The organism is Olsenella sp. An270, assembly GCF_002159735.1.
Lineage (GTDB): Bacteria > Actinomycetota > Coriobacteriia > Coriobacteriales > Atopobiaceae > Thermophilibacter.
On the sequence record NZ_NFJF01000006.1, the window covers coordinates 159,122 to 172,776 of the forward strand.

Annotated in this window: 4 protein-coding genes and 3 rRNA genes; all 7 read right to left on the reverse strand. The window is 66.0% G+C overall.

From position 1 onward, the window contains the following. Positions 1-162: 162 nt before the first annotated feature. The gene (locus B5F73_RS07930) at positions 163-1,038 is read right to left on the reverse strand and encodes a YitT family protein (protein ID WP_087227704.1); all 876 of its coding nucleotides are present in this window, start codon (positions 1,036-1,038) and stop codon (positions 163-165) included. After that, the gene (gene prfB / locus B5F73_RS07935; protein WP_087227705.1) at positions 1,035-2,150 is read right to left on the reverse strand and encodes a peptide chain release factor 2; all 1,116 of its coding nucleotides are present in this window, start codon (positions 2,148-2,150) and stop codon (positions 1,035-1,037) included. Before prfB ends, B5F73_RS07930 begins: the two co-directional genes overlap by 4 nt. Next, positions 2,151-5,333, reverse strand: coding sequence for a preprotein translocase subunit SecA (gene secA, locus B5F73_RS07940; protein WP_087227706.1), 3,183 nt, complete (start codon positions 5,331-5,333; stop codon positions 2,151-2,153). A 113-nt stretch (positions 5,334-5,446) separates the two neighbouring features. Next, positions 5,447-8,341 (reverse strand): BTAD domain-containing putative transcriptional regulator, encoded by a 2,895-nt coding sequence (locus tag B5F73_RS07945; protein ID WP_087227707.1) that lies wholly within the window; start codon positions 8,339-8,341, stop codon positions 5,447-5,449. A gap of 166 nt (positions 8,342-8,507) precedes the next feature. Beyond that, positions 8,508-8,622, reverse strand: a 5S ribosomal RNA gene (rrf, locus tag B5F73_RS07950). Between the two features lie 102 nt (positions 8,623-8,724). After that, a 23S ribosomal RNA gene (locus B5F73_RS07955) occupies positions 8,725-11,659 on the reverse strand. Positions 11,660-11,860: 201 nt separating this feature from the next. After that, a 16S ribosomal RNA gene (locus B5F73_RS07960) occupies positions 11,861-13,375 on the reverse strand. Together the 16S, 23S and 5S rRNA genes form the textbook arrangement of a ribosomal RNA operon. Between the last annotated feature and the right edge of the window lie 280 nt (positions 13,376-13,655).

The following is a 13,655-nucleotide window of genomic DNA, read 5'->3' on the forward strand; positions in this document are numbered from 1 at the left end:
TCCCGCGCGCAGGTTCTTCTCGCCGGCATCTGTAGCTGCGGATACGTGACGGAGCAACGTGCGCACAACCTCGTCGATGTCGCATAACCTCGCGGATGCGGCATAGCCTCCGCGACACGCGGGAAGTGCGGGAGGCAACGGGCGAGAGGGACCGCGCGGCGGCTAGGCCCGGATCTGGCGGAAGCCCTCGCCAAAGACCTCGTGCACCTCGGAGATGACCACGATGGCGCTCGGGTCGCACTGCGCGACGGTCTGCTTGAGCCACACGGTCTCGGAGCGGCTGAGCACGCAGAAGAGCACCGGTCGCTCCTCGCCGCTCCACATGCCGCGCGCCTCGAGCCGGGTGCAGCCGCGCTCGAGGGTGTGCAGGATCTCGTGCGCGATCTCCTCGTGGCGCTCGGAGATGATGTAGGCGGCGCGGGCGGCGCCGGGGCCGTCCACCACCGCGTCGATTACCTTGCCGGAGATGAACATCGCGACGGCGGCGTAGAGCGCCTGCTCCACCGAGAAGACCGTCGCGGAGAGGGCGATGATGAGGCCGTCGACGATGATGACCGAGGTGCCCACCGGCAGGCCGGTCCTTCTCGACAGGACCTGCGCCACGATGTCGGTGCCGCCGGTGTTGCCGCCCGTCCTGAAGACCAGGCCCAGGCCCAGGCCGGTGACGACGCCGCCCCAGAGCGCGCAGAGCAGCAGGTCCTGCTCGCCGCCGACCACCGGAAGGAAGGGGACGAGCGCGTCGGTGAAGAAGCCGCACGCAATGATGCCGGCGACGGTGCGCGCCACGTAGCCGCGGCTCCCGGAGCGAACCACCAGGACCATGAGCAGCGCGTTCATGACGATCGTCTGAAGGCCGACGGGCAGCGCGACGCCAAAGGTCCCGGCGATGGCCGAGAAGACCATCGCGAGGCCCGTCACGCCGCCGGCGGCGAGGCCGTAGGGGACCTCGAAGACGTCAACGCCTATCGCGAAGACGATCGAGCCGGCGACGATCAGCAGGGTGTCACGGACGGCGGTGCGCCAGGGGATGGCGCTCACCGCTCGTCACCCCCGCCGACGGCCCAGCGGTGGTAGCCGACGACGAACTCGTCGAGGTCACCGTCCTGGAGCACCGCGTCCACGTTGCCCGTCTCCACGCCCGTGCGCAGGTCCTTGACGAGCTGGTAGGGATAGAGCACGTAGCTCCTGATCTGGTTGCCGAAGCCGATGTCGTGCTTGGGGCCGCGCAGCTCGTCGAGCTCCTCGGCGCGGCGGGCGAGCTCCATCTCGTAGAGGCGGCTCCTGAGGACGCTCATCGCGAACGCCTTGTTCTGGAGCTGGCTGCGCTCGTTCTGGCACGTCACGACGATGCCGGTGGGAAGGTGCGTGATGCGGACCGCGGAGTCGGTCGTGTTGACGCCCTGGCCGCCGTGGCCGGAGGCATGGTACACGTCGATGCGCAGGTCGTTCGGGTCGATCTCGACCTCGACGTCGTCGGGCAGGACCGGAAGGACCTCGACCCCGGCGAAGGTCGTCTGGCGGCGCTTCTTGGCGTCGGTGGGCGAGATGCGCACGAGTCGGTGCACGCCCTGCTCGGCGCGCAGCATCCCGTAGGCGTTCTTCCCGCTCACGGTGAAGGTCGCGCGGTCGAGGCCGATGACCTCGCCGGGCTCGGCGTCGTTGACGGTGACCTTCCAGCCCCGGCGGTCGCAGTAGCGCTGGTACATGCGGAAGAGCATCTCGCACCAGTCCTGCGCCTCCAGGCCGCCCTGGCCGGGGGTGATGGTGACGATGGCGTCCCCGTGGTCGAGCTCGTCGGTGAACCAACTCGAGAGCTCGAGCTCGGAGAGGTCGTCCTCCAGCGCGGCGGCGATCGACGACGCCTCGGCGAGAAGGTCCTCGTCACCTGTCTCGTCGGCGAGCTCGAGCGCCGCGCGGGCGTCCTCGAGCCGGGCGCGGGCGGCGTCGATGCTCTCGACGTCGTCGCGGGCCGCGGCGAGCCGCGCCATCGTCTCGCGGGCCGCCTCCGCGTCGTCCCAGAAGCCGGGCTCGGCGCTCTTCGCCTCGAGCTCGCTCACCTGGCCGCGGCGCTCGTCGATGTGCAGGTACCCCTCGACCTCCGCGAGGCGCGACGAGAGCGCCTCGAGGTCGGGCCTCGTGAGCTCCGCCATCTAGCGGTTCCTGCCGTGGCAGTTCTTGAACTTCTTGCCGCTCCCGCAGGGGCAGGGCTCGTTCCTGCCCACGCCGACGTAGGGGTCGGGGTCGTCCGACTTGCGGTACGTCTGGGGCTTTGCCGTGGGGGCCGGCGCGGGGCGCGCCCCCGCGGAGGGCGTCGGGACGACGCGGCGGGGGCCCTGGTCGCCGTCGACCTCGGCGGGACCCGAGTAGCGGGCGCCGCGCAGCTCGCTCGGCTCCTCGTCGGCGGCGGGCGCCGCGGGCGGGCGCACGGCGACCTCGAGGCGCAGGATCGTGCGCAGGAAGTCCTCGTACATGGTGTTCACCAGCTCGCCGAAGGCGGCGTAGGCCTCGCTCTTGTACTCCACGAGCGGGTCACGCTGGCCAAAGCCGCGCAGGGCGATGCCGGTCTTGAGGTAGTCCATCTCCTGGAGGTAGAGCATCCAGCGCGTGTCGATGACGCGGAGCATGACCTGGGAGGCGAGGGCGTGCATCGGCGCCTCGCCGAGCCTCGCGGTCTTCTCGTCGAAGCAGCGCCCGACGTACTCGTTGACGGCGTCGACGACGTCGCCCTCGTCCTGGTCGTCGGTCACCTCGGGGACGTCCTTGCGCCCGGTGAGCTCCTCGAGCCACTTTTGGAGCCCGCGCACGTCCCACTCGTCGTGGTTGCGGCCCTCGGGGCAGAAGCCGGAGACCTCGCGCTGGACGGTGTCGTAGGTCACCTCGTCGATGCGGGCCATGAGGTCCTTGCCGTCGAGGATCTTGTTGCGCTCCTCGTAGATGACCTGGCGCTGGGTGTTCATGACGTTGTCGTAGTCGAGGACGTTCTTGCGCATGGCGAAGTTGACCTGCTCGACCTTGCGCTGCGCGCTCTCCACGGCCTTGGTGACGAGCTTGGCCTGGATCGGCGTGCTGTCGGGCATGTCGTACTTCTGCATCATGGCGGAGATCCGGTCCATGCGCTCCCCGCCGAACAGGCGCATGAGATCGTCCTCGAGGGAGAGGTAGAACTGGGTCTCGCCCTTGTCGCCCTGACGGCCCGAGCGGCCGCGGAGCTGGTTGTCGATGCGACGGCTCTCATGGCGCTCGGTGCCGATGACGCACAGGCCGCCCACGTCCCTGACGCGCTTCCCCTCCGCAGCACAGGCGTCGCGTGCCCGGTCCAGGGCCTCGTCGTAGGCCCTGAGGACCCGGTAGACGCGTGCGACCCTCACCGCTCGGGCAACGGCGGCGAGTGCGTCGTCGCCCGTGCTCTCGGACAGCCCCACCTCCTTGAGGTAGTCCTTGCGCTCCTTCTTCCACTCGCGGCCCCTCTTCGAGGAGGGGTCGGCGGGCGCGATCATGCTCTCGTCCGCGTCGAGGCCGCTCTCGTGGAGAATCCTGGAGACGGCCATGAGCCGCGCGGCGTCCTCGTCCTTGGCGATGCCCATCTTCTTGAAGGTGGCCGACACCGCGGCGACCTCGTTGTCGCCCGCGCCGTCCGCGCCGTCCGCGACGTCGGTCCCCCTGACGAGGGCGTCGACGACGTCGTCGATCGAGGCGTCGGACAGCTCCTCGGAGAGGCCGAGTTCCTCGCATGCCTTCACGCGCTCGAAGAAGGTGCCCCCCAGGACCTCCTCCATCGTCGCCGCGTCGAGACCGAAGTCCCCGCCCAGGACCTCCTCGCGGGCGAGCTCCGAGGGGCTTCCGCCTAGCAGGATGTCCGTGCCTCGGCCGGCCATGTTCGTGGCGATGGTGACCGCGCCGAAGCGGCCCGCCTGCGCGACGATGTGCGCCTCGCGCTCGTGGTGCTTGGCGTTGAGCACGTCGTGCTTGATGCCACGCTTCTTCAGGATGCTCGAGAGGCGCTCGGAGCTCTCGATCGAGACGGTGCCCACCAGGCACGGCTGGCCCATCTCGTGGCGCCTTGCGACGTCATCGGCGACGGCGTTGAACTTTGCCTCCACCGTGCGATAGACGAGGTCGTCGTGATCCACGCGGACCACGGGCTTGTTGGGCGGGATCACCGTGACGGGGATGTGGTAGACCTCGCGGAACTCCGCGTCCTCGGTCATGGCGGTGCCCGTCATGCCCGAGAGCTTGTCGTACATGAGGAAGTAGTTCTGGAGCGTGATGGTGGCGAGGGTCTGGTTCTCCTCGCGGACGTACACGCCCTCTTTCGCCTCGATGGCCTGGTGCAGGCCCTCGGAGTAGCGCCTTCCCTCCATGATGCGACCGGTGAACTCATCGACGATCTTCACCTCGCCGTCGACGACCACGTACTGCTGGTCGCGGTGGAACATGTACTCGGCCTTGAGCGCCTGCTGCAGGTGGTTCACGTACTGGCCGGAGGGATCGCCGTAGATGTCGTCGATGCCGAGCGCGCGCTCGACCTTCTCGAGACCCGCCTCGGTCGTCGCGATCGTGTGCTTGGCCTCGTCCATTTCGAAGTCGACGTCGGGGATGAGGCCGCGCACGGCACGCGCGAAGTCCTTGTAGGTGCTCGCCGACTTGGTGCCGGCGCCGGAGATGATGAGGGGCGTCCTCGCCTCGTCGATGAGGATGGAGTCGGCCTCGTCCACGATGGCGTAGTGGTGCCCGCGCTGGACGCGCATGCCCGGCCTGGTGACCATGTTGTCGCGGAGGTAGTCGAAGCCGAACTCCGAGTTGGTGCCGTACGTCACGTCGGCCTCGTAGGCCGGCTTCTTCATGGCGGGGCGCATGCCGTTCTGGATGAGGCCCACGTTCATGCCCAGGAACCGGTAGATGCTCCCCATCCACTCGCTGTCTCGGCGGGCGAGGTAGTCGTTCACGGTGACGATGTGGACGCCCTTGCCGGGGATGGCGTTGAGGTAGCCGGCGAGCGTCGAGACGAGCGTCTTGCCCTCGCCGGTCTTCATCTCCGCGATGGTCCCGCGGTGCAGGGCTATGCCGCCGACGATCTGGACGTCGAAGTGGCGCAGCCCGATCGTGCGGACGGACGCCTCGCGCACGGCAGCGAACGCCTCGGGCAGGAGGTCGTCGAGCGTCTCACCCTGGGCATGACGCTCCCGGAGGAGCGCCGTCATCCCGTGGAGCTCCTCGTCCGCCATGGCCTTGAAGCGCGGCTCGAGCTCGTTCACGCGGGCCGTGAGTCGCTCGAACTCCTTGAGCTCGCGGTCGGCGCCCATGGAAAGGATCTTGGAGAGGAAGTTGGGCATGGGTCTCCCTTTGTCGTGCGCTGAGCGCATAGTCACTCGCTCGATACTTTACTCATTGACAAGACCCGCCGCGCGCTGGGCGGGCAGGGCTCACCAAAAGCGCACCGTGCGCGCTAGGGGGTCCCGGCATGCTCGGGCCGCGCCTCCCCTCCCCGTCGGGCGTCGCGCGTCCGGCTTCCGCGGCCGCGCCTCGCGAGACGGGCGACCCTGCCCTCGAAGGCGCGGCGCTCCCTCGCGGCGTCCGCCTCGCGGCCGCAGGCTGTGAGGGCCCTGACCAGCGCCGAGACCGCATCCTCCCTCATCTCGTCCGCCATCACCGCGTTCTCGGCGAGCCGCACCGCCGTGCGGTCCCGCCCGAGCTCGAGGGCTGCCGCGCTCCCCTCCACCATCGCGTCCGCGTACAGGCACTTGAGCTCGGCTCGCACGCTCGCCACGAAGCCGGTCGCGTCCGACGGGGGCAGGTAGAGGTCCCCCGCGTAGAGCCTCTCCGCCGCCTGCGCGCACTCGAGCGACCGCTCGGCGTCATGGCTGTCCACGGCCTCTCGAGCGAGCGCTCGGAACTCGGGGACGTCACAGGAGACCAGGCCCATGTCGATGGTCACCTCCCCGCTCTTCCGACTCGAGACGAACAGGCTCAGGGTATCGTCTACCTCCGCCACGATCGAGCGGAGGGCGGTCGTCGCCTGGTACACCCTGCCAAACCCCAGCGTGTAGTCACAGTCCGGCCAGACCTGCTCGGCCACCTGGAACCGCTTCGCCCGGCCGCCGTGCAGGACGAGGTAGGTCAGCATCGACTTCGTGTTCCTGCGGTTCAGCCGCTCCTCGGGCACGCGCCGTCCCCGGACCGAGAGCGCAAAGCCACCGAGAAGTGAGACCCTGACCGGCTTGGACGCCTCCGGGAAAGCAGGCTCGGGCGCCCGCGGAGGCTCGCTCACCGGCGGCTCGGGCTCCCGCGATGCCGGCTTGGGCCGCGGCAGAGCCCTCCTCCACCGAGCCGGCATGTGCTCGAGGAGGCCCGCGGAGATCTCTCGCGGGCACGCGAGGAGCGCCCGGATCAGCCACAGGGCGTCCCACGGGACCTCGTCCCGGGGAGACGCCGCGACCAGCCGCTCCCCCTCCGCGGTGAGCATCACCTCCCACACGAGCGTGGTCACCTCGTCCAGGTCGTCCCGCGGCTCCTCTGCGACCCTCGGGGCCATGTCGTCCCCCAGGACGAACCGTGAGACGTCGGCGAGCAGCAGGGCAAGGCGCGCGAGGTAGTCGGAGTCAAACTGGCGCGCGACCGACTCGGCGCGCGTCGCGCGCACCAGCGCCCCGGCGACCGACCCTCCCCAGAGGTCGGCGAACGCACCGGCGAGAAGGGCCACGACCTGGACGACCGGGTCTGCGGACCGCTCGTGGCCCAGGGCGACTCCCCCGAGTCCCTCGCCCCTCGCCCCGACGGAGCCCAGCGCCGCCCGGACCAGGTCGTGAATGACGAGACAGCCCGAGAGGCCTCGCAGGGGTCGGCGGCGGATGAACTCCCCGGCCCTCTCGACCGCCTCGTCCGCGCCCGTGAGGCTCCCTCCGGCCAGCATCTGCGCGAGGTCCCGGTCGATCGCGAGCAGCGCCCCCGAGACGCAGGGGCGGCCAGCCTCCTCCGGCGTCCCCAGGAGCATCCCGAGCGCGACCGAAAATGCCCCGCGCAACATCAGGGAACAGGCGGCGACATGCGCCGCGAGCCTACGGCCGAGCTCCCCGGACGCCCGGATGTCAAGACCCGGGCTCGGAACCCTCCCCTGGAGCAGCCGCCTCGACCCGACGAGGAGGCCGAGCGCGCTCCCGTCTCCCGGAGGGGTCGTCATCTCGCGAGGAAGGGGGCAGGCACCATGGGTGTCGAGCGCCCTCACGACCGTCCGGATGCGCGAGCGGTCCCCCTCGTCGAGGCCCTCCGCCACCTCGGCGGCATGGAGGACGAGCCTGCACTCCCCCGCGTCGATGAACTCGGCCGCGTGCTCCGCCACGACCGGAAGCGCGGGCACGCACTCGGGGAGCGTCGCCAGGATCGAGGCGCGGGCGATACGACCGCGCTCGACGAGGTGGGAGAGGCACGCCGAGGCGACGTCCGGGAAGAGCGCGCTCGTGGGCGCGACACGGCGCAGACAGGTCGAAAGCGCGCCGGGAACGGCACCGGAGAGGCAGTTGAACACCGTGAGATCCCTCGCGAGGCCAAAGAGCGGCGCACCGTCCCCCAGGCTTGCGAGAAGGTCGTCGTGCAGGGTGCCGAGAACCTCGCGCAGCTCACTTGTCGACGCGCCACCCAACAAGATTATGGCAAGCCTCAGACGACGTTCCTCATCGGAGAGACTCGGCCTGAGGGCACTCTCCAGGAGGGAGGCGAGCGCGTCGTAGTACTCGAGGGGAAGCTCGCTGTCCAACGAGTCCCTGGTCGCCGTCGAGACGGCCCTGACGAGGCGGGGGATGCCGCGAGTGACGCGGAGCACCGCCTGCGAGGCACGCTCGCCGCCCAGCTGCGCCGGGGAGTAGAGCAGCGTCTCCGCGGCTATGGAGAGGCGCTCGGGGAGCGCCTCGAGGAGCTGACGCGCCTCGGGCCTCACGACGAGAAGCACCGCCGCCCCGGCGTCCCTCATGCGCCTGATTGCGCGGGCCTGTCGGACGACCTGAGACTCGTCGGACGGCGGAAGCTCGTAGATGCCCACGGCGACGACGGAGCCGCCCTCGGAGAGCTGCTTGGCGAGACGAACGAGGGATCTGCACGCGGCGCCCGGCGTGGCGTCACGGAAGTCGCGTCGGACGACGCGCGCGCCCTGCGCCCTCGCGAGCGCGAGCACCCTCGACATGACGTCCTCCCGGCCCATCCCGGGCTCGGCGCAGATGGCGACGATCGTGGGCCGCAGCGTACCGCTCGACCCGAAGAAGGCCATGGCGACGCGCTCGGCAGGCGTCGAGGGGACGTTGGGTGCAATGGCCGGGCATGATGCGGCGCTCGATTCGATACGCGTTTCCATAAACGGGCCCTCCCGTAGCAGCTGGCGGTTCGACAACTAGGGAAACGGTATCAGACTTAACGTTTTGCTTATTGTCTTTTCGGTATGTGTGTATTTTTCTGAAGTCAGATAAGTGTCAGACAAATGAAAGAAAGTGAGCTCTCGAGACATGAAAATGCCCCTTGTTGGTCAGCGACGTCCTGCTCTCCCACGGACTACTCCGCAGTACCATCGGCGCTCGGGGGCTTAACTTCCGGGTTCGGAATGGGACCGGGTGTGCCTCCCCTGCCATGGTCGCTGACCAACAAGGGGCATTCTGCTGTCAGGGGCGGCCGAGGCCGTGCCCTGGGGGCCGCACAGCGTGACGTCGAGACTCCGCGAAGATCGCGTTCGAGCGAGGGTGTGAAGAGAAGAGCTCGGCCGATTAGTACCGCTCGACTCAACGCCTCGCAGCGCTTACATCTGCGGCCTATCGAACTCGTAGTCTACGAGTGGCCTTACCGAAGGGAGAACTCATCTCGGGACTGGCTTCCCGCTTAGATGCTTTCAGCGGTTATCCGAACCGGACTCAGCTACCGGGCGATGCCGTTGGTCGACAACCCGTACACCGGAGGTCCGTCCACCCCGGTCCTCTCGTACTAGGGGCAGCCTCCCTCAGTTCTCCTACGCCCACGGAGGATAGGGACCGAACTGTCTCACGACGTTCTGAACCCAGCTCGCGTACCGCTTTAAATGGCGAACAGCCATACCCTTGGGACCTGCTCCGGCCCCAGGATGCGATGAGCCGACATCGAGGTGCCAAACCTTCCCGTCGATGTGGACTCTTGGGGAAGATCAGCCTGTTATCCCCGGAGTACCTTTTATCCGTTGAGCGACGGCCATACCACACTGAGCCGCCGGATCACTAGAACCTGGTTTCCCATCTGCTCGACTTGTTTGTCTCGCAGTCAAGCCTGCTTATGCTCTTGCACTCAAAGGGACGGTTGCCGACCGTCCTGAGCAGACCTTACGTGCGCCTCCGTTACATTTTAGGAGGCGACCGCCCCAGTCAAACTACCCACCTGACACGGTCCCCACGCCGGATAACGGTCGCGGGTTAGGATGCCAGAACGTCGAGGGTGGTATTCCAAGGGCGACTCCCCAGAGACTGGCGTCCCTGGTTCAGCGTCTCCCACCTATCCTCTACACGACGAACCGGCAGCCAATGTCAAGCTGCAGTAAAGGTTCACGGGGTCTTTCCGTCCTTCCGCGGGTAAGTCGCATCTTCACGACTAGTGCAATTTCACCGGGTCCATGGTTGAGACAGCGCCCAAATCGTTACGCCTTTCGTGCAGGTCGGAACTTACCCGACAAGGAATTTCGCTACCTTAGGACCGTTATAGTTACGGCCGCCGTTTACCGGGGCTTGGATTCGCCGCTTCGCTCGCGCTGACGGCTCCTCGTGACCTTCCGGCACCGGGCAGGCGTCAGACCCTATACGTCGTCTTACGACTTCAGCAGAGTCCTGTGTTTTTGATAAACAGTCGCTTGGGCCTATTTACTGTGACCGCCCTGGGCTCGGGGAGCAAGTCCCTCCACCCGAGGCGGCACCCCTTCTCCCGAAGTTACGGGGTAATTTTGCCGAGTTCCTTAACCATGGTTCTCCCGATCGCCTTGGTATGCTCTACCCACCCACCTGTGTCGGTTTGCGGTACGGGCTCCTGCGGGCTCCCTAGAGGGTTTTCTTGGAAGCATGGGCTCACTGACTTCACTCAATCGCTTCGTCCGGCACCTCAGCCTTCGCGGGGGGCGCGTTTCACTACCCCCCAGCCTACGTGCCATCGCGGGGACGTCCAGAACCCCGTTCAGCTACCCTTCTCCGTCGCCCCATCGGTGATAGCGTCCGTTCGGAGGTGCAGGAATGTCAACCTGCTGTGCATCGGCTACGCCTTCCGGCCTCGCCTTAGCTCCCGACTGACCCTGGGAGGATTAGCCTTGCCCAGGAAACCTTGGGTTTACGGCGGCGGCGTTTTTCACGCCGCTCTCGTTACTCATGCCAGCATTCTCACTTCCGGCCGCTCCACGTCGGGTCACCCCGGCGCTTCGCCGCGGACGGAAAGCTCCCCTACCACTAGAAAAATCTAGTCCGCCGCTTCGGTGCCATGCTTAGCCCCGTATATTGTCGGCGCATGTCCACTCGACCAGTGAGCTATTACGCACTCTTTAAATGAATGGCTGCTTCTAAGCCAACATCCTGGTTGTCTGAGCAAACGCACATCCTTTGCCACTTAGCATGGACTTCGGGACCTTAGCGGGCGGTCTGGGCTGTTTCCCTTTCGAACACACAGCTTAGCCCACATGTTCTGACTCCCGGACTCTGGACCGGCGGTATTCGGAGTTTGATTGGAGTTGGTAGGCGGTGAGGCCCCCGCGTCCATTCAGTGCTCTACCCCCGCAGGTAAACGTCCGAGGCTAGCCCTAAAGCTATTTCGGGGAGAACGAGATATCTCCGGGTTTGATAGGCCTTTCACTCCTATCCACAGGTCATCCCCCCAGTTTTCAACCTAGGTGGGTTCGGCCCTCCACGGGGTCTTACCCCCGCTTCAGCCTGCCCATGGATAGCTCACCCGGCTTCGCGTCTACGGCGCGCGACTAAGCGCCCATTTCGGACTCGCTTTCGCTGCGGCTCGCTTGCTGGCTTAACCTCGCCACGCACCGTAACTCGCTGGCTCATTCTACAAAAGGCACGCCGTCACACCCCGAGGGGTGCTCCGACTGCTTGTAGGCAAACGGTTTCAGGTACTATTTCACTCCCCTCCCGGGGTGCTTTTCACCTTTCCCTCACGGTACTGGTCCACTATCGGTCACAGGAGAGTATTTAGGATTGGAGGGTGGACCCCCCAGGTTCCCACCGGGTTTCACGTGTCCGGCGGTACTCAGGTACCGCACGGCAGTCCTCGCGGATTCGCGTACGGGGCTCTAACCCTGTCCCGCTGGCCTTCCCATGCCATTCCGCTTCCACGAGGTTTTGTAACTGCACGATGTGCGGCCCTACAACCCCGGCGGCGCTTGCGCGGCCGCCGGTTTGTCCTAGGTCCCCGTTCGCTCGCCACTACTAGGGGAATCTCGTTTGATTTCTCTTCCTCGGGGTACTTAGATGTTTCAGTTCCCCCGGTTGCCTCGGCCCGGCCTATGTGTTCAGCCGGGCGTGACGGGAAATGACTCCCGCCGGGTTTTCCCATTCGGAGATCCACGGGTCGAGCGGGTAAGTGCCCCTAACCGTGGCTTATCGCAGCTTGTCGCGTCCTTCGTCGGCTTCCTGTGCCAAGGCATCCACCGTTTGCCCTTACCATCTTCTCTTCGATGGCTCGAACATACTCGTAAATGAGATGCGATCTTTTTGAAGAAGAATCTTCGTCACGCTATGCAGCTCTCAAGGTACGGCGGGGGCGTGCCCCGGGGACCGGACACTGCGCGCTCTCGCGCGACGCGACTGACTCTCAGCTGGGATGGACGGGGCGTCCGTCTGATGTCTTCTCTAGAAGAGGTGATTCTCCCTAGAAAGGAGGTGATCCAGCCGCACCTTCCGGTACGGCTACCTTGTTACGACTTCACCCCCCTTACCAACCACACCTTCGGCGCCTCCCTCCCTTGCGGGTTGGGCCGACGACTTCGGGTGCAATCGACTCGGGTGGTGTGACGGGCGGTGTGTACAAGGCCCGGGAACTTATTCACCGCGGCGTGCTGATCCGCGATTACTAGCAACTCCGACTTCATGGAGGCGGGTTGCAGCCTCCAATCCGAACTGGGACCGGCTTTGGGGATTCGCTCCTGCTCGCGCAGTGGCAGCCCATTGTGCCGGCCATTGTAGCACGTGTGCAGCCCAGGACATAAGGGGCATGATGACTTGACGTCATCCCCACCTTCCTCCGGCTTGACGCCGGCGGTCTCGCATGGGTGCCCGGCCGAACCGCTGGCAACATGCGACGAGGGTTGCGCTCGTTGCGGGACTTAACCCAACATCTCACGACACGAGCTGACGACAGCCATGCACCACCTGTCTAGGCTCCTCTCGGCCACGGCGTTTCCGCCGCTTCACCTAGATGTCAAGCCCTGGTAAGGTTCTTCGCGTTGCTTCGAATTAAGCCACATGCTCCGCTGCTTGTGCGGGCCCCCGTCAATTCCTTTGAGTTTTAGCCTTGCGGCCGTACTCCCCAGGCGGGACACTTAATGCGTTAGCTGCGGCACGGAGGGACGTTCCCCCCACACCTAGTGTCCATCGTTTACGGCTAGGACTACCAGGGTATCTAATCCTGTTCGCTCCCCTAGCTTTCGCTCCTCAGCGTCAGTTGTGGCCCAGAAGGCCGCCTTCGCCACCGGTGTTCTTCCAAATATCTGCGCATTCCACCGCTACACTTGGAATTCCGCCTTCCCCTACCAAACTCAAGTCCGCCGGTATCGGGAGCGGGCGGGGGTTGAGCCCCCGGATTTGACTCCCGACCTAACGGACCGCCTACGAGCGCTTTACGCCCAATGAATCCGGATAACGCTCGCCCCCTACGTATTACCGCGGCTGCTGGCACGTAGTTAGCCGGGGCTTCTTCTGCAGGTACCGTCACCTTGCGGCCTCGTCCCTGCTGAAAGCGGTTTACGACCCGAAGGCCTTCATCCCGCACGCGGCGTCGCTGCGTCAGGCTTTCGCCCATTGCGCAAGATTCCCCACTGCTGCCTCCCGTAGGAGTCTGGGCCGTGTCTCAGTCCCAATCTGGCTGGTCGGTCTCTCAACCCAGCTACCCATAATCGCCTTGGTGGGCCGTTGCCCCACCAACTAGCTAACAGGCCGCGGGCCCATCCCTCGCCGTCTGGGCTTTCCCGGACCCGCCATGCGGAGGGTCCGGAGTATCCGGTATTATCCACGGTTTCCCGAGGCTGTCCCGGTGCGAGGGGCAGGTTGCCCACGTGTTACTCAGCCGTTCGCCACTTTATACACACCCGAAGGTGCTTTAACCGTTCGACTTGCATGTGTTAGGCGCGCCGCCAGCGTTCATCCTGAGCCAGGATCGAACTCTCCGTTCAAATGCCAGGCGGCGCTGAGCCGCCTTACAGTGTGAGTGGTCGGTCCGTCCCGTCCATAGATCCCGCTGATCTCGGATTCGCTGAAATTGACGTCTCTGACTTGGATGTCAGAATTCGAATTTCGCTTGTCTGTCACGTCGATCTTTCGATCGCAGTATCCGGTTCTCAAGGTACGCCGCGCAGGTCGTGGGCCGTGAGCTCGTCGCTGCGCGGGGATTAACTATACGCACCCGCGCGGCGTGCGGGGGCGAGAATCGGCGCCTCCACGGTTTCTGCACAA